Below are 18,287 nucleotides of genomic sequence, written 5' to 3'. Positions count from 1 at the left end.
ATTAGCTTAATAAAGATGAAGCCAAAAGAGGTAGTATTATAGTAGCATCGCCATAAATTACTACGTTTTCTGAATGTTCCTTTATTTTGTTCCATGAAATAGCTTCTCTTGGCTTGGCTCCGCTTAAGCTTCCGTCATATTCTTGAGCTGTTGTTAAGTATACTGTATAATCTAAACCGTCTTTGAATTGATTCCACCAAATCGTATGATGCTTGCTAATTCCTCCTCCTATTATTAAAGCTCCAGATTCCTTACAAGTAAAGACTAGATCTTTCACTAATCTCATATCTTCGAATAAGTTTATTCTTAAACCATTAAATTGGGATCGTATAAATAGATTAGTCCCAAAGCTACCATCAACTATACCAGGTACAATTATAGGTACTTTCTTTTCATATGCTGCTCTAAGAATTGAGTTTTTATCATTTATCCTTTTTCCGAATTCCCATAATAGTTCGTATACCGGCCATTCTTTTTTCTCTTTTACAACCTCATCAATAACTTTTCTTACTACATCTTCTACAACTTTTCCGTAAGATTCAAAAGGAATTATGATATTTCCTAGCCTATGTATTTGTAATTCTCTAAGCATATCGTCGTCATAATCAAATGATCCCTTATAATATGTACCTCCGTTACTTCTTGCTATGTCGTGATCAATTGTACCTCCAGTAGTAATAACAACGTTAAAATATCCTTTTGAGATTAAATCAGCAAATAATCCCCTAAGACCTGTAGATACTAGATTAGCAGTAAATGAAATGAATCTTAGATCTGCATTTTTTTGCATATTAGCGAGTATTTTTTCTGCTCTTGTTAGAGCTTCTGCTGAAAAACCATATATTTTTTCGTATATATTTAGATATTTATTAAGACCTTTAATATCATCTAAATTTATATCTTGAACTGGTTCTTTAAGCAAATCTTCTCTTTTCATTTTCTCTAACCTTTTGTTACACCTATAGGTTTTAATCTTACTACTAATTTTGCTATCTTAGCTTCATTTGCTACTCTAGCTACTCTATCAACATCCTTATATGCACCGGGAGCTTCCTCTGCTATAACCCTTTTTGTTGTAGCTCTTATTACGATCCCTTTTTCTTCAAGGTTTTCTACTACATTATTTACTGGATAGCTTCTTACTGCTGCCTCTCTGGACATCCATCTACCTGCGCCGTGAGGAGCGGTATACCACGTTCTTCTTCCTTCTGGTATACCTGCCATAACATAACTTGCAGTACCCATGCTACCAGGAATTAAAACTACTTGGCCAGTGTTTCTATGATCTGCTGGTATTTCTGGACTTCCAGGTGGAAATGCTCTAGTAGCACCTTTTCTATGAACTAACACTTTTTTCCTTTTTCCTTCAATGTCATACTCTTCTATTTTGGCTATATTATGAGCTACGTCATAAATTATATGTAGATCTAATTTTTCGGGATCTGTATGGAATACATTCCCAAAGCTTTCTCTTACCCAATGAGTTATTAATTGCCTATTACTCCATGCAAAGTTTGCTCCAGAAACCATCGCATGAAAATAATCTTGACCTTCTCTGCTAGTAAATGGAATTGCTGCTAATTCTCTGTCAGGTACTGTTATATTATATTTTTTCATTGCTCTTTCCATAATCTGTAAATAATCACTAGCTACTTGATGACCTAATCCTCTTGAACCTGTATGTATCATTACCATTACTTGTCCTTCATGCGTGATTCCTATAGCTTTAGCTATTCTTTCATCATAAATTTTATCCACTATTTGTATTTCTAAGAAATGATTTCCTGCTCCTAATGTACCTAATTGTGATTGACCTCTTTTTTTAGCTACACTACTTACTTTATCTGGTTCTGCTAAATTCCAGCTTCCATTTTGTTCTATATGATCCATATCTTCTGTCCAGCCATAGCCTTTATCTACTGCCCACTTTACACCTTCTGCTAAGACGTTATCAAGTTCTTGTGTAGTTAATTTTACTCTTCCTTCACTACCTACTCCGCTTGGAACGTTTTTATGCAGTTCCTCTACTAATTCTTTTATTTTTGGTTTTACATTTTCAAAATCTAGATTTGTCCTTAGTAATCTTACTCCACAATTTATATCATAGCCTATTCCGCCTGGACTCACTACTCCACCTTCATCTATTGAAGTAGCAGCTATTCCGCCTATAGGAAAGCCATATCCTTGATGTCCGTCTGGTAGGACATATACACCTTCTTGAACACCGGGAAGACAAGCAACGTTAGTAGCTTGTTTTAATGTAAGATCTTGTTTCATTTTATCAATAAGTACGTCATCAGCAAAGACTGTTACTGGAACTCTCATACAAGGTTGGACATCTTTATCTATTCTCCACTCGTAAGAATTGACTCTCTTTACGTTTATATTCATGACTGTCCAAAGTTTGTTAAATGTTTTTTAATTAATAAAACTGTTTTATATGAGATGAAGACTGTGGCGGACCCTGATTTAATGATGAGCTGAACTACTCAGATCTTCTTTTTTGCTTTTTCTTTTCTTTCTTTGTCTAAGTCTTCGTATTTTCTATATATTTGTCTTAAAGAAGAAGAAATACAATCTTTATCTGAATTTTCTAATACTTCTCTAAAGAATTTATAAGCACATGCTTTATTGTGAAAATATAATTTTCTATCAGCTAATGTGAGTATTATTCCTTGACCGTTGTAGAATGTCTTTCCACACGTAAGACATTCGTATTTTTCTTGCATAACCTTGATAGTAGATTTTAAATTTTTAAAAATAACTGAAACAGTTGCTTTCACAATGGCATATACTAATACGGTGAAAAATGAATGGCAACATTGAATAGAAGACTAGTAGACCTAATGAAGGAAAAAAACTGGAAAGGAATGACTGAAGTTCAACAAAAAGCTTTGAACCCTATTCTAAGCGGTAAAAATACTCTAATAATTGCTCCAACTGGTTTTGGAAAGACTGAAGCAGCATTATTACCAGTGCTTAGTAGTATGCTAGATAATGATGTTAAACCAGTAGCTGTTTTGTATATAACTCCTCTAAAGGCTTTGATAAATGATTTAACTTTAAGAATTGAGTGGTGGGCTAGTAAATTAAATTATTACGTTAATAGGAAGCATGGAGAAGTTCCTCAAAAAGAGAAGAATCTACGATTAAAAAGAGTTCCGCATATTTTAGTTACTACTCCAGAAGGATTAGAAATTGATTTAGACTGGGCTACTAAATTTAGAGAAAATTATAAGAATATTAGATGGGTTATAGTAGATGAAATTCATGAGCTTATAGGATCAAAAAGAGGTGTTCAGTTATCAATTTTGCTGGAAAGGCTGAAGGATTTCTCTAACTATGATTTTCAACGTATTGGATTATCTGCTACTATTCAAGACGAAGATTTGGTGTCTTCTTTCTTATTTGGATCTTCAAATAGGGAATCGGAAATAGTTAGAATTAAGGATAAAAAGGTATTTGAGTTAAATATTGTTAAATTAAATTCTAGTTCTGATGTTTGGAAAGATGCAGCTAAATATATTGTAAATTCTGCTGAAAAGCCTACTTTAATATTTACTAATTCTAGATTCTTAACAGAGAGATTACATGAAGAGTTAGAAGAATATAGTGACGAATTTTTTGTTCATCATTCTTCAATTTCTAGGGAAGGAAAAAGTTTAGTTGAAGATAATCTGAGAAATGGTAAAGCTAAAGGAGTAATTTGTACTAAAACTTTAGAGCTTGGAATAGATATAGGTGATATTAAAAAAATTATAATGTTTAGACCTCCTTCTTCTGTTTCTTCTTTTTTACAAAGATTGGGGAGAAGTGGACATAATATTCTTGGAATAGCGAAAGGGGAGATAATTTGTTTATATGATTTTGATGTTTTGGAAGCATATGCTATTAGATCTTTAGCTAAAAAGGGGAAAGTAGAAAAAACGTCAATATGTAGGCCTTTAGATGTTGCTAGTAGAGAAATTTTAGGAATTATTTTACAATATGGAGAAATAGAAAAGAGTAAGGTTTTCAAAATTATTACTTCTTCCTATTCATTTAGGGATTTATCTGAGGAGTCTTTTGATGAACTTATTAATTATTTAAGTAAGAATAATTTAGTTACAATAAATGGAGATAAACTTTCTATTGGTAAGTTCTTTTTCAAGTTGTGGAATTTTAACAAGAATAGGAATTATTCATGGTCTAGAAACTTTTCTGAGTTTTTCTCATTAATAAATAATAATGATACTTTCCTACTAAGGTGGAAGGATAAAAATATTGGAGAAATAGATGCTATATATGTTTATAAGCATATAAGATCTGGTGACACGATAAGGATAGGAGGTAAATTATGGAAGATAAGTAAAATTAATACTAATACTATGTCAATAGATGTTATACCTTCAGATGGTGGAGAGGGAGAGATTCCAGTATGGAGAGGAGATGGTATTTCAAAATCTTACTTAATTCCTAAAGAAATAGAGAAATTATTAAAATCTAGAGAATCAAGTATTGCAGATATAAAGAAAATCTTAGAAAAATATAAATCTAGAAATTTACCTTTACCTTCATCTAATGTTATCACAGTCGAGAAAAATGAAAAAGAAACTATATATTCTACGTTAATTAACGAAAAAGTAGCAAATACTATTGCTCATATACTATTGTATTTGGCAACGGCTAAGGATTCTTTGAATAGTTATGCTAGATATTCAATTTATGGATTTTCTGTAAGCTATACTGAAAAAGATCTCTTAAAGGAAATCGTTAAGATAAACGATAAAAAATTAAAGAAACTCATCATAAAGTCAATATTAAGGTCTCCATTATTTATATCTACATTAAAAGAAATACAAGTCAGCTTTGGTAAAGTTGGCAAAGTTAGCAAAGGAGAAGATAATTTACTCCTGAAAGAAGCTTTAAGACAAACTATATCGAAGTACTTTTCAATTAAAAAAACTTTAGAATATATAAAACTTCTTAAAGAAGGTAAAATTCAAGTGATAAATTACGAAGGCTCCTTACCATTAAGCGAAGCAGTATTAATGCAAGCTCCAATTAAACCATGGATTAATAATATTACATCTATTATCTATGAAACACTAAAAGGTGGAGCTTATACTGTATCAGAACTTTCTGATTCATTAGGAATCTCTTCTAAAAGTATTGAAAGCAAGTTAAAGCAAATGAGAAAACCGGACTCCAAGTATAGAATTGTTAGCTTCATCGATGTTGACAGTAGAGAAACTAGATGGTGCATATTAGACGAATTAGAAGAAATTGTACATTCGTGCGATTTCTATACTTCGTTTAATGCAATCAATGATAATGAGACGTTTATAGCTAGTTTAAGATCGTTAAATAGTTCTACTACAACAGAATTAATATTTAAGCCTAAGGAGATACTAAATAATATTGAAGAAATAAGGAGAAGAATTCCTTTTGAAGAAATAGGTGAGATTAGAATAAATGATCCTGTAGACCCATTAGTTTATAATATATCTCCGAGATTCTATTATATCAATAAGAAAGTTGCCCCATATATTTTGTTAAATGCGGTAGCGTATATACAGAACATGAAATATTCGTAGGTGATGAATGCCCAAATAATGAGCGGTGATACAGGCCCGTGTTACTGATATGTAGATAGATTTATTTTTTATAAGTAAGTCTCATGTTTGATAGAAAGATGATGAATAAACCTTACCAAATAATAGTTAGTAGATCAAAGTCAATTGAAGATTATGTTTTAGAAATTATAGAAGCATTAAATCATAATACGGAAGAAGTAGAGATCAAAGGATCTGGATGGGATATAAATAAAGTAGCAGATATATATAATTCAGTAAAAGAAAAATTAAAAGATGGAGTAACTTTAGACTATATTACTATAGGAAGTGAAACCAAGGATAGAAGGAGAATATCATATTTGCTCCTCAGAATTAAGAGAGCTTACTAGGCTTTTCATTTGACCTAAAATTTCATTTAATACGTAATCTGGTAATAATGATCCATTAGCTATCATGTCCATTTTTTGCAATAGGTCAACAGTCGTAGACTCTGATACTAAAGATGCAAATTTTTCAGATAAATAATTATACACATTTATTCCCTTCTTAGTTGCTATTAATACTGCTCTCTTTTTGCTTTCTACTACATATCCATGTCTTATTAACGTCTGTATTATTTTTGAATAAGTGCTTGGTCTTCCAATATTTTTATCTTTCATCTCTTTTATTATTTCAGCATAATTGTATAATTTTATCTTAGATCCTCTAATTATTTTATATTTTGGATTAATGATATCCCCTTCTGGTAATTGATATGTTTTAGGAGATAAGACTAGTGAAAATCCTTTGTTAATTCCTGTTAATAACTTAACTTCATCTTTTTTGTCTAAGTAGGAAATCTCATATGTAGCATATTTTCCTACTGCCTCTTTCATTTGGCTTGCGATAAATCTTTTGAAAATCATATCGTAAATCGCAAAATGAGCCCAGGTAAACTTGATGTAGTATAATTGAGGATTTTCTTCAATTTCTTTTTTAAGTTCATTAACATCTATTGGCCTTGTAGGTCTTATAGCTTCATGTGTTCCTTCTGAACCCCAACTTCTTGGAATGAATTCATTTATCATGTTGCTTTTGTTTAGATATTCTTTGGCTATTTCTATGCCTCTAGTAGACACGTGAATACTGTCAGTTCTATGATATGTTATTAACCCTGATTCGAATAACTCTTGTGCTATTTTCATTACTCTTTCTGCCGGTATTTTATACATATTATAAGCGTCTATTAGTAAAGTGTCAGTAGTATATGGTGGAAATGGTGAAATTATATCTGTTTCTTCCTTTATTTTATCTATTTTTATTTTATCTATTTTCATCTTTTGTTGCAAAAATATTTTATGGAAATAATTACCTAATTCTATGAAAGCTAAATATCCCATGTTATTTTTATAATCTTCTGTTCTTTTTACTATCCAACCTAATACTGGTGTTTGCACTCTTCCAGCTCCGTAGTTTCTGTTAGAGAATTTTATTTGTAATATCTTACTCAGCTCGAAACCTACCCATCTATCTTCAATTCTTCTAACTACTTGACTTTTAACTAAGTTCAAATCTAATGTAGATAAGCTACGTAAAGCTTCTATTACACCTTTCTTTGTAATTTCGTGAATTTTTACTCTTTTTATATTATTATTATATGGAGAAATTAATGCTGCTAAGTCAAATCCTATTTTTTCTCCTTCAACATCTGGGTCTGTTGCAATAAAGATGTTATCTACTTCTAATGCTAATTCTCTTGCAGCATTTATAGTATTTAATGAAGACGTAATTAATTCTGATCCGCAATATGGGCATTTATCTAGTTCTTGAGAGAATATTCTTTTACAATTTAAGCACCTATATAATGGAGAATATAATGGTAGAATATCATTGTCCTTAATTTCTACACCGTAATATCCTTTTTCTTCTGTTGTTAAATCACTTATATGTCCTTTACTTGCCATAATGTCTAGAATGTAAACGTTATTGCCATCTATCGCTACAGTTTCATATATAGGAATTCCTCCTATGTTTCTTCTTGCTGGAGTTCCGAATAATCTAGCAATAGTTCTAGCTTTTGTAGGTGATTCTACTATCATTAGCCCGGTTGAAATATTCATCTTATAACCTGACTCTTTTCTTGTTCTTTCAATTTCCTTCTTTATTTCATCTAAATTTAAAGTCGAGAAATCAACTGGATTAAAGTTATAAATTGTATATTTTAATCTATTGATTAGCATATCGTATATGTTTTTATCATCTACTATAGTTATGGCTAAACCTAAGGTTAGTCCATCGTTAAGTAATCTACTACTTCTACCTGAACCTTGTAGATATGTTATTGCATCTGGAAATTCTATATAAGTTTCTTTTCCTATTTTTCTTATTAGAAAAGTATCGCTTATGATGTTTTCATTAATTTTAGATAGCCTTTCTTTTGCTTCTTTTATTTTTTCTTCTAAATATTTTCTTGTCTCTTCTAATTTTCCTGTTAGTTGTTGTGATTTGATGAATGCTAATTTTATCATTTGAGATTCTGAGGAGCTTAAAGACAATATCTTGTTTTCGTCTATATCTATTTTAAGTAATTTTGATACTCTAAGTAGTGTAAATGGATTATATAAAGCTTCATTTATTCTTATTCTAGATTTTGGTACTCCATAGAATATAACATATTTTAATTTCTTAGGTTCATCAATTCCTCTTACGGCAACACCATAATAAGATGCTGAACCTATAATTACGTCTAATTCGCCTGCTGAGAATTTTTCCAAAAATTTTCTACCACTTATTGCTATTCCCACTTTTATTCCTTTGCTTTCCAAATACTCTGCTAATTCTTTTATCTTTTGTTTTCCATAATCTCTAGAAACTAAAATTAAACCTCCTTTACCTAGTGAAGAAATTATCTCTTCTATTGATTTCTGAGTATATGTATCGACTATATTTCTAGCATATATTTGAGCTGTAGTTACATCGAATCCTGTTATGTATCGTAATGCTTTTTGTTTTATCCCTTTTGGTCTAAGTGTTGCACTAGCTACTACTAATTGACTTGCTGTTCCATAAAATTTTGATATATCTCTTTCTATTTCTGCTATTTTCTTCTCTATTTCGTCTCTTTTTTCCTCTATTGCAAGTAATTTTTTTAATTTAACTAATTTTATAGCTTTTTCATAAACTTCTGATGGAATCCCCATTAAAGTTACTAATCTATCTACTGTTTTTCCACTTTTTACTATAGAATCTGCATCATCTACAGCTATGAAATTTGGCCTATAATTCTTGATTTTTTCAAAACTTCTATTAATATATGTTGTTGTTACTATATTAATTTTCTTTTGTTCGTTAATTTCTCCGCAACTTATATTATCATATATTTTTTTCATTTTTTCACAAATTTGTTGTAATAACGACTTAGTAGGTACAATATATAATACGGATTTTCCAGCATTAGCTAAAAAAGTAGAAAATACTATTATTGTAGTTGTCTTACCCATGCCAGTTGGTGCTGACATAGAAAAGCTTATTCCTTGTGTAAGCCTTTTTAACCAAAGTCTTTGTAAAGACCATGGCTCGTTATTTGTAATTCGTTTAAAATATTCTATAATTTCTGATGAGCTATCTAAATAATAATATAAGTTCCAATACGCATTTAGTTTATTTTCTGTTACTAAAATATTATATATTGTTCGTATTTTTTCTTCTATTGATAAGTTTTTATATGGAGTTATGTCTCCAGGTAAGCATTTAGTACAAGGTAGGCCTTCTAATGCCCTAGTCTCTTCTAGAGGACCTAGACAATTAGGGCAAGCTTTTAGAAATACTGAAGTTACCATTCTACTTTTTCTTTTATGATTAGAACTACTTTATAAGCCGAAAACCAAGATGTTATCGAGTAGGTTAACTTTTTAACTTAGCATGAGTGTTAAATGTGCGACACATAGGTGATAAAAAAATGAGTACGGCAACTCCAACCCCAAGTAATGTAGTATTAGTAGGTAAAAAGCCAGTAATGAATTATGTATTAGCAGCACTAACTCTGCTAAACCAAGGTGTACCAGAAATAATCATAAAAGCTAGAGGCAGAGCAATAAGCAAAGCTGTAGACACTGTAGAGATAGTTAGAAACAGATTCCTCCCAGACAAAATAGAAATAAAATCAATAGGAATAGGAAGCCAAGTAGTAACTAGCCAAGACGGAAGACAATCTAGAGTATCTACTATAGAAGTAACTATAAAGAAAAAGGCATAAACTTAACTTTTTTAGTATTTTTCCACTACCTTTAATAAGCAGAAAGGCAAATATTTAATAGATAAATAATGTCTCAGCCCGCATATAAGATAGAATTCCAAGGTAAAGCAAAAATTGGAGAAGTTATGGGAAATTTAGCTTCTATACAGCTCAAACCAGAAGATTTCTCTAGTCCGTTAGCTTTACAGATGGCTTTTTCAAGAATATATAATGAACTTATGAATGCTATGAATAAAGGCCCAGAGAAACATTACGTAGCTGACGTAAAATTTACTGATTCTCTTGGTAATCCTATTTCTGTTGGTGTGGATTTCGGTAATTCTATACCGCCTTTATCAAAACAGGAAATAAAAGTTAAGATAACTATTGAGTTTTACGATGAAGATGCATCTGATGGATCCTAGCCCTTCTTTTAAGATAAGGATAGGATATTAGATAAATATAATCTTCAAAGTTAGATAACTTGTATTCTAATGGCCTTATTTTATTTATTAGCCCAATTTTAGTTAAATATTTTATAGAATTCAAAGATACCTTCTTCGAGAAATAAGGAGATAGCGTATCTAATGCTTCTCCTAAATTAAAGTCATTGTATTGAAACTTCCTATATAAAAGAAAATATATTACAACTTCCCTCTTCTTTAGCCATCTCATTAATTTTGTATTAGATAAAAATTATAAAAGGTCATTAGCCCGGTTAGTCATCATTTCTCAGACCTTACAAGTTTGCTTCATTCCGAAATATATTTTTAATTAAACATTAAAAATACTTTATGCCATATGTTGAAGGAAATTTTTGTCTACCATATGAAGTAAATAGTATAAATCTAGGGGATATAGTAGTAGTAAAACCTAGTACTATAAAAAGTAATGGAAAACTACAAGTTTTACCTCCTCTGTCTTTAATAAGTGATAATTGTAATAGACTTCTTGATTCTATATTTTGGGTAGATGGAGTTAAAGTTAAAGGAAAAGAGGATATTAAGTTTTATGAAGGAGAAATAGAAGTTACAAGCAAGATAAATGTACTAAGTCCTGAGTTTATACCTGGATATTCCTTGCAAAAGTTGCTAAATAATGTTACGTTAAAAGTTCATCAAAATAATTACGGAGTGCCTATCTTGTCTATAGAAGATTATCCGTTAGTTGCAGTTAAGAATAATCAAATAATAGTAAATACAAAAGATTATCAAATTTTATTTAAATTGTTAGGATATACCGTATATTACTATATTTCATCAGAATATTCCGATGAAATTTGAAGCAAATCGTCTGTAGTTTTTCTTCTTTTAGACTGATATTCTTCTTGTGTTCCAGCTACTACTATTTCGTATAGTACTGCTCTCTTATTTCCTGATGGTCTTAATATTCTACCTAACCTTTGTATAAACTGCCTTCTAGATCCTGTTCCTGTAACTATTATACCTACGCTTGCGTCTGGAATATCTAATCCTTCATCTCCTACCGTAGTAAGTACTAATATTCCTGCTTTCATTCTTTTAAATTGTTCTATTATATTTTTTCTTTCTGTTTTACTAATTTTGCCAGATATTAAAAGTGCGTTAAATTTTTTTGCTATTTCTTCAGCTTGCTCAATATATTGAGTAAATATAAGTATCTTCTTATCTTTCTCTTTTTCAATTATTTCTTCTAACTTAAGCATTTTATTTTGAGCAAGATTTACAACTTTTTTTATTTCGTTATAAGTTCTTATAGCTTCTATAGCTTTACTATCTCCATTTTTTGCCAGAGCTAACAACTCTTTTAAAGTACGATTGCTAGAGAAGATTTTATATTTATTTAACAATTGTATATATTTTTTCCTTTCTTCTTTAGTTAAGAATACTTTTTCTTGAAAAATTTCATAGGGAGCTAAAAAGCCTTTATTTATTAATTCATCTACCGGCTTATAGTATACTACTCCGCCCATTAATTTGAATAATTCTATATGTTTCCCATCTTCTCTATATGGTGTAGCTGATAATCCTAATCTTTTTGATGCTATCATGCCTAAAGCTACTTGCTTAAATTTATCTGCAGGTAAATGATGAACTTCGTCTATAATTAATAAATCAAATTTTAACGATAGCTCATTGATATGTCTAAAAGCTGTTTGATACGTTGATAATGTAATTGGTTTTATCTCTTTTTCATTACTATAATATAATCCAATTTCTGGTCTTATAGTAGAATTTTTAATTATCTGATCTTTCCATTGCAAGAGCTGTTCTCTAGTAAAAGTTACTATTAATGTAGGTACTTTTGTTTCTTCTATTGCCTTAATGCCTATTATTGTTTTTCCAGCGCCAGTAGGTAGCGCTATTACTCCTTTGTAATTATTTTCTTTCCACTTTTGTATTGCTTCATTTTGATAATCTCTTAAATTTAGATTTATTTGAAAGTTAAAGTTTTTAAAATCTAAGTTTAATTCTTTTACTCTTAAGCCATTTTCTATAAACGCTTCTTTTAATATTCCATAATAAAAAGGATAAGAGAGAAATACCTTATTTACTCTATCATATTTTATTTCTATATCAAGATTTTTTACTATATCCATGATATAAACAAATGGAGTAATTTGAAGTAAATTACCTCGTATATTAAATTCTATATCATATTCAGGTAATAGTTTGCTTAATTCTGATAAGTCTTCTTGTGATAAATCCACACCAACACTAGATAATGTAGTATAAATATCGTCTACTGTTACTCTATTTCTTCTTGCTCTCTCTATGTCTAAAACAAATTGTGATACATTATCTTTTCTACCAATGAATCTAGCAAATGTAAGTATTTTTTTAAATGTGTCCTCATCTAGCCACTGATTCAAGTAAAAAGTCTTCGAGAACATCTTTAATCACTTCTACGTAAAGTATACTTTGACTATTCAAAATACTTTGAATCTCAGATAAATCAGTTATTTCATAAATAAAATATGTATTACCTCCTTCATAATGAAATATACCTAAGAGGTTTTTCTCTTTATTTTCTTCTATACTCATAAGAAATATTTTTTGTATTTCGTCTTCATAAGGATTAACATAAAATATTAGACCATTTCCATTAGACAATGTAATTCCAATGAACTGTTTTCCTAAATACTCTGCTTCTGCCATTCCATATTCTAATGCTTTCTCCAACTCTGTATTGCCAAGTGACAATAGGTCTAACATTTTCATAAGTTTTAATTCGATATTTTATCTTTATTAAACTATGGCAGAAATAGTAGTTATAACAACGGTTTCTGAATTAGCTTCTGGTAAAAAGATAGCTAAAACTTTAGTTGAGGAAAAATTAGCTGCTTGCGTAAATATTATACCTTATGTCAAATCAATTTATACATGGGAAGGGAAGATAGTCGAAGATGATGAAGCTTTTTTAGTAATAAAAACTGAATCATCTGTAAAGGATAAAATAATAAAGAGAATAAAGGAAATTCATCCCTATGAGCTACCTGAAATAATAACATTAGACATCACTGGAGGTTTAGAAAACTATTTGAATTGGATACGTGAAAATGTAAAATCATGAAATCAAGTATAATAGTGGACGATAATCTTATTAAAAAATTACAAAGGTTAGCATTAATAGAGATAAAAGAAGATGAAGCGAAATTATTAAAAGAAGATCTAACAAAGATTTTAACATTCTTTGATAAGATAAATGAATTAAACTTGGATAATGTAGAACCTTTATTTCATCCTATACCTAGTGGCAAACTAAGAAAAGATGAAATTATAACTCCACTAAATAGAGATGAAGCTCTAAGTAATGTAAAAAGAAAACAAAACGGATATATAATAGGACCAAGTACAGTGGGTGAATAAAAATTGATAAGTAAAATTATAGAAGATTTGAAAAATGGAAATCTATCAGTAGATGATTACGTAGATAAGACTTTTGATAGAATTAACAAATTGGAAAGTAAAGTTAATGCTTTTATTACACTAAGAAATAAGGAAGAAGTCAAAAACGAGGTAAAAGAAAATATCAAAAATAAGAGAAATGGAAAATTAGCAGGTATACTTATCGCAATTAAAGACGTAATTTCAACTAAGGGAATAAGAACTACTTGTGCTTCTAAAATGCTTAGCGATTACGTTCCACCTTTTGATGCTACGGTAATAGAAAAATTGAAAGAAGAAGGAGCAGTAATTATAGGAAAGACTAACATGGACGAATTTGCAATGGGGTCAACAACTGAAACTAGTTATTTTGGTCCAACAAGAAACCCATGGGACTTGGAAAGAACACCTGGAGGTTCATCTGGGGGAAGCGGTGCTGCATTAGCTGCAGGCTATGTAGACTTAGCTTTAGGTAGTGATACTGGAGGATCTATAAGAGCTCCTGCTGCATTTACTGCAACATTTGGGCTAAAACCATCTTATGGCACGGTAAGTAGATATGGACTGATAGCTTATGCTAATAGCTTAGAGCAAATAGGACCTATGGCTAGAAATGCAGAAGATCTCGGTTTGCTTTATTCTATTATTGCCGGTGAGGACAAAAGAGATGCAACTACAATAAATTATCAAATTAATGGAGAACCTTCAGAAATTTCATTAAAAGGAATAAAAATAGGAATACTAGATGACATTATTGAAATGTCTGATAAGAATGTCTCAAGCGTAGTAAGAACTGCTATAGATAAAATTTCTTCTGAAGGAGCAATAATAGAAAACTCTAAAATAGGATATACTGAGTATGCATTACCTGCTTATTATATAATAGCAATGTCCGAAGCTAGCTCAAACTTAGCTAGATACGACGGAGTAAGATATGGATTTAGCAAGTATGATCAAGGAAATTGGATAGATACATTCAGCAAAAATCGTGATGAGGGATTTGGACTAGAAGTAAAGAAGAGGATCATGCTAGGCTCTTTTATACTAAGTGCAGGATACTATGATCAATATTATGTAAGAGCATTAAAAGTAAGAAGATTAATTAAAAATAGTCTGGATCAATTATTTAGTAAATATGATATCTTAATTTCTCCAACTATGCCTATTTTACCGCCAAAATTAGGTGAAGTAGTAAATGATCCTATGAAAATGTATGCAATGGATGTTAATACAGTAATAGCTAATTTAGCTGCTATTCCTGCAATATCAATACCAGCTGGATTTTATAATAATCTTCCAGTTGGAATTCAAATAATGGGAAGATACTTATCTGATACTATGCTTATAGGTATTTCAATTACTTTAGAGAAACTTCTAAAAACACATGATCTTGTAGCTCCTATATAACTTTTTATTTTTATAGTTAAAAGCATATTCTGATTATAATGGTAGTTTCAAGCTTTAGGATAGATACTTTGAGTAAAATAATGCAAGAAATGGAAAAACAAAAATATCACATTGTAGGGAGTCACAGTGCATATAAAAAATGTCACTGGACTCATGAAGCGTTAACAGAAGGAAGGTATTGTTACAAAGGAAAATTCTATGGAATTGAAAGTCATAGATGTGTCCAAATGACGCCTACTGCGGCATGGTGCTGGTTTAGATGTATACATTGCTGGAGATTAGAACCAGAGGACATAGGAATGGAATGGGACGAAACAAAACTTCCAATAACTGATGATCCTGAATATATAGCAGAAAAAAGCATTGAAGAACATAGAAAAGCAGTATCTGGATACTTTGGAAGACAAGGAGTAGATCCTAATATGGCTAAAGAAGCTTCTAATCCTGCTCACGTTGCTATAAGCTTAACTGGAGAGCCTACTCTTTATGAAAGATTAGGAGAATTAATAAAAGAGTATCATAAACGTGGTCTAACTACGTTTTTAGTAACTAGTGGAATTAGACCAGATGTGTTAGCAAGTTTAGAAGAAGAACCAACACAATTATTTGTATCTTTACAAGCTCCTAATGAGAAAAAGCATAAACTGATTAATAGACCAATAATAGCTAATTCATGGAATCTATTCATGAAAACTTTAGAAATTTTACCTAGCTTTAGTTCTCCTACAGTAATTAGAATGACAATGATAAAAGGTTTTAATATGAGCGAAGAAGATGCCAAAGAATTTGCTCAACTTCTTAAAATAGCTATGCCTACCTATATTGAAATTAAGTCTTACATGCACGTTGGCCCTTCAACATTAAGATTAAGTAAAGATGCCATGCCAAGACATAATGAAATTAGAGAGTTCGCAAAATTAATGGAAAAATATACTGGATACAAAATCATTTCAGAGCATGTACCAAGTAGGATTGTATTATTAAGTAAATTAGAAAAGCCTATACAAATAGGAAATGCATGGACAACTAAATGGAACTGGTCAAGTAAAGATATAGAAGATGATATCAATGGAGAATATAGAGAAGCTGAATTAGGATGCACCGAGGAATAAAACCGAGGAATAAAAATTGTCTAGCGAAATATGTTACTTAAGTAAAATAATAAAGTTAGTAAAGAATAAAGGAGAAGTAACACAACAACTATTAGCTAAAGAACTGGGCTTATCTCAGCAATCAGTGTCAAGAAAACTAAAGGATTTAGAATCACAAAATCTAATTATTAGAGTTGAATCTAAAGAAGGAGAAATAATAAAATTAACAGAAGAGGGAGAAAACTTGTTAGTAAAGTGCCTAGAAGATATTAATGAAGCATTAAAATATCAACATGAAATTAAAATAAAAGGAAAGGTTACTTCTGGATTAGGTGAAGGAAGAATATTTTTATCATTACCTTATTATATGGAATCTTTTAAGAAGTTTCTGGGATTTACTCCTTATCCAGGTACTTTAAATGTAGTAATATATGATAAATGCTCTTTTGAAAATAGGTTATCTTTAGACGCATCAAGAGCTATTATGATTCCAGAACATAAAGAAGAGAAAAGAGTTTTAGGAGCCGTAAAAGCTTTCCCTGCAGTAGTTAATCAATTACAGCCAGCAGCTATAGTTTTGCCATTGAGAACAACCCATCCTAAGAGCGTAATTGAAATAATATCTCCATACTTTTTGAGAGAAAAGTTAAATTTAAAGGATGGAGATGAAATAATAATAGAGGCATTAGCTTGAATTTTTACAGTATCTAGATGTTATTTCATTAATTATTGATGTTGTACTGCTGTGTTTCCATTTCTGAACTCTTTCTTTCATTCTTACAATTTCCGCGTTAATTCCTCTTTTTTCTAACTCTTGTTTAAATTTCGCTTCGTCTAAATGCTGATCAGGACCTAGAAATATAATGTCTGGTTTTACTCTTTCAACGCTCTTTATGAAATCATTTTGATCACCTAGAAAAGCGTCATGTACATATTTTATCCCCTTTATCACTTCTAAACGTTGATTTTCATCATTTATTGGTTTTCTTTTCTTTATTTTTTCTGAATTTTCGTCTCTAGCTACTGAAACGTAAACCTTACCTAATCTTGAAGCTTCGCGTAAAAATTCAATATGACCAGGATGTAGAATATCAAATGTACCTCCTACAAATACTTTTTTTGCTATATCAGAATTCTCGTCTATATCCAAGATAAGTAATAATGCGTCTAATAGTCCTTCTGCATATCCTATATCAACAACTGCAGTATCTATATCTCCTTTATCTAAATAGTATTTTGCGTCCTCAGTGTACTGTTTTGCTAATTCAAATACTTTTGAGTATTTTGCATTCTCATATTTTTCTATGTTTATTTTTGATAGTCTTTCGCACATACCATTAATATATTTTGTTACTCTATCCTTTAATGAAGGCATTTTATCGCTTCTACCTCCATATAGTGTAAGTTTTTACTTGGAATTATTATTATGTGTGGTGGATCCCTAAAATTATATTCTAAAGCTTCTTTTACTGTCATAGATTTCACTTCTTCGTCATCACATCCCAATCTTTGACCTACTATTAACCATGAATTATCAGTTATTATATTACCTTGTTTTTCTTCTTCCATTTGAATTAAGTACTTAATTGCTTCTTTAGCAGACATAGGTTTTCCGTCTTTTATATCTAAAAAGAGAATAGTATGAAGATTTGACCTACTATTATTAAGTATAACATCATACGTAGTTGTATCTAATTTTCCTTCATATGGATAAACTAAAGTAACTGCTCTACCAAATTTATATGATGATAACATTGACTTTGAAATAATATAGCATTGAACTGATATTCCAGGAATTACCACTATTTCATGGCCTCTATTTTTAGCTTCTACTGCCAGACTTACATGAGTAGTCGCAATCATTGAATCACCAATACTTAAAATGGCTACAGATTTCCCTTGATCTAGAATCTGTAGAATTCTCGTAGAATTATTTTCTAATGTACTCCTATTTGCTAGAATTATGTCTTTTCCAGAAATTTCCTTTAGGTAATCAATGGTTATATCGCATGAAATCGATGTATAAGAGTCAAAATAGACTACGTCTGCTCGCTTTATTGAATCTACAGATGCTTGAGTAAGAAATTTTTTTGACAAACCAAGACCTATAAAATATAGGACTGACATTTTGTCTACATTTATATTTTCAGATATA

18 protein-coding genes are annotated in these 18,287 nt (G+C 30.5%); 10 read left to right on the top strand and 8 right to left on the bottom strand.

All coding sequences use genetic code 11. The annotated features are described in order from the left end of the window. Position 1 precedes the first annotated feature (1 nt). The 3 genes from B6F84_RS11575 to B6F84_RS11565 all read right to left on the bottom strand — a co-directional run bounded on the left by B6F84_RS11575 (position 2) and on the right by B6F84_RS11565 (position 2,729). Entirely contained in the window at positions 2-937 is a 936-nt protein-coding gene (locus tag B6F84_RS11575; RefSeq protein ID WP_148692381.1) for a deoxyhypusine synthase, read from the bottom strand. Positions 938-942: 5 nt separating this feature from the next. Beyond that, a complete protein-coding gene (locus B6F84_RS11570; RefSeq protein WP_148692380.1) occupies positions 943-2,391 on the bottom strand; it encodes an RtcB family protein in 1,449 nt (482 codons plus the stop codon). 98 nt (positions 2,392-2,489) lie between these two features. Then, a complete protein-coding gene (locus tag B6F84_RS11565) occupies positions 2,490-2,729 on the bottom strand; it encodes a hypothetical protein (protein WP_236748956.1) in 240 nt (79 codons plus the stop codon). An 84-nt stretch (positions 2,730-2,813) separates the two neighbouring features. Here B6F84_RS11565 and B6F84_RS11560 point away from each other — a divergent pair, with 84 nt between their 5' ends. After that, a complete protein-coding gene (locus B6F84_RS11560) occupies positions 2,814-5,576 on the top strand; it encodes a DEAD/DEAH box helicase (RefSeq protein ID WP_148692378.1) in 2,763 nt (920 codons plus the stop codon). 83 nt (positions 5,577-5,659) lie between these two features. Next, positions 5,660-5,944, top strand: coding sequence for a ribonuclease P subunit p25 family protein (locus B6F84_RS11555; protein ID WP_338025978.1), 285 nt, complete (start codon positions 5,660-5,662; stop codon positions 5,942-5,944). Here B6F84_RS11555 and rgy read toward each other — a convergent pair. Next, positions 5,909-9,373, bottom strand: coding sequence for a reverse gyrase (rgy, locus tag B6F84_RS11550; protein ID WP_148692377.1), 3,465 nt, complete (start codon positions 9,371-9,373; stop codon positions 5,909-5,911). The genes B6F84_RS11555 and rgy overlap by 36 nt on opposite strands. Positions 9,374-9,492: 119 nt before the next feature. Here rgy and albA point away from each other — a divergent pair, with 119 nt between their 5' ends. The 3 genes from albA (at position 9,493) to B6F84_RS11530 (ending at position 11,051) form a co-directional block, all read left to right on the top strand. After that, positions 9,493-9,789 carry a DNA-binding protein Alba gene (gene albA / locus B6F84_RS11545; protein ID WP_148692376.1) on the top strand — a complete coding sequence of 99 codons (297 nt, stop codon included), beginning with the start codon at positions 9,493-9,495 and terminating at the stop codon, positions 9,787-9,789. Positions 9,790-9,857: 68 nt separating this feature from the next. Beyond that, the gene (locus tag B6F84_RS11540) at positions 9,858-10,193 is read left to right on the top strand and encodes a hypothetical protein (RefSeq protein WP_148692375.1); all 336 of its coding nucleotides are present in this window, start codon (positions 9,858-9,860) and stop codon (positions 10,191-10,193) included. A gap of 369 nt (positions 10,194-10,562) precedes the next feature. Beyond that, entirely contained in the window at positions 10,563-11,051 is a 489-nt protein-coding gene (locus B6F84_RS11530) for a hypothetical protein (protein WP_148692373.1), read from the top strand. Here the strand turns inward: B6F84_RS11530 and B6F84_RS11525 are convergent. Both B6F84_RS11525 and B6F84_RS11520 read right to left on the bottom strand, forming a co-directional pair. Further along, a complete protein-coding gene (locus B6F84_RS11525; RefSeq protein ID WP_148692372.1) occupies positions 11,018-12,640 on the bottom strand; it encodes a DEAD/DEAH box helicase in 1,623 nt (540 codons plus the stop codon). The genes B6F84_RS11530 and B6F84_RS11525 overlap by 34 nt on opposite strands. Continuing rightward, positions 12,600-12,962 carry a hypothetical protein gene (locus B6F84_RS11520; RefSeq protein ID WP_236748954.1) on the bottom strand — a complete coding sequence of 121 codons (363 nt, stop codon included), beginning with the start codon at positions 12,960-12,962 and terminating at the stop codon, positions 12,600-12,602. The genes B6F84_RS11525 and B6F84_RS11520 overlap by 41 nt, the downstream gene beginning before the upstream one ends. A 40-nt stretch (positions 12,963-13,002) precedes the next feature. Between B6F84_RS11520 and cutA the strand changes: the two genes are divergently transcribed. Genes cutA through B6F84_RS11495 form a run of 5 tightly spaced genes read left to right on the top strand, consistent with a single transcriptional unit; the run spans position 13,003 to position 16,826 of the window. Beyond that, positions 13,003-13,320 (top strand): divalent-cation tolerance protein CutA, encoded by a 318-nt coding sequence (cutA, locus tag B6F84_RS11515; RefSeq protein ID WP_148692370.1) that lies wholly within the window; start codon positions 13,003-13,005, stop codon positions 13,318-13,320. Continuing rightward, on the top strand, positions 13,317-13,616 hold the full coding sequence (gatC, locus tag B6F84_RS11510) for an Asp-tRNA(Asn) amidotransferase subunit GatC (protein WP_148692369.1): 300 nt from the start codon (positions 13,317-13,319) through the stop codon (positions 13,614-13,616). Before cutA ends, gatC begins: the two co-directional genes overlap by 4 nt. A 3-nt stretch (positions 13,617-13,619) precedes the next feature. Further along, positions 13,620-15,041 carry an Asp-tRNA(Asn)/Glu-tRNA(Gln) amidotransferase subunit GatA gene (gatA, locus tag B6F84_RS11505; RefSeq protein WP_148692368.1) on the top strand — a complete coding sequence of 474 codons (1,422 nt, stop codon included), beginning with the start codon at positions 13,620-13,622 and terminating at the stop codon, positions 15,039-15,041. Between the two features lie 38 nt (positions 15,042-15,079). After that, positions 15,080-16,153, top strand: a complete 1,074-nt coding sequence (gene twy1 / locus B6F84_RS11500) for a 4-demethylwyosine synthase TYW1 (RefSeq protein ID WP_420807159.1) — start codon at positions 15,080-15,082, stop codon at positions 16,151-16,153. 49 nt (positions 16,154-16,202) lie between these two features. Continuing rightward, positions 16,203-16,826: a DUF120 domain-containing protein gene (locus B6F84_RS11495; RefSeq protein ID WP_420807179.1), complete on the top strand. Its 624-nt coding sequence runs from the start codon at positions 16,203-16,205 to the stop codon at positions 16,824-16,826. On the opposite strand, the gene B6F84_RS11490 is transcribed toward B6F84_RS11495, so the two are convergent. Then, positions 16,818-17,507, bottom strand: coding sequence for a DUF357 domain-containing protein (locus B6F84_RS11490; protein WP_187152692.1), 690 nt, complete (start codon positions 17,505-17,507; stop codon positions 16,818-16,820). The genes B6F84_RS11495 and B6F84_RS11490 overlap by 9 nt on opposite strands. Beyond that, on the bottom strand, positions 17,495-18,259 hold the full coding sequence (gene dph5, locus B6F84_RS11485) for a diphthine synthase (RefSeq protein WP_148692365.1): 765 nt from the start codon (positions 18,257-18,259) through the stop codon (positions 17,495-17,497). The genes B6F84_RS11490 and dph5 overlap by 13 nt, the downstream gene beginning before the upstream one ends. Positions 18,260-18,287 lie beyond the last annotated feature (28 nt).

This window comes from Acidianus manzaensis, from assembly GCF_002116695.1.
Taxonomy (GTDB): domain Archaea; phylum Thermoproteota; class Thermoprotei_A; order Sulfolobales; family Sulfolobaceae; genus Acidianus; species Acidianus manzaensis.
Note: the sequence above shows the minus strand (reverse complement) of the source record. Positions and strands in the feature narration are given on the sequence as shown.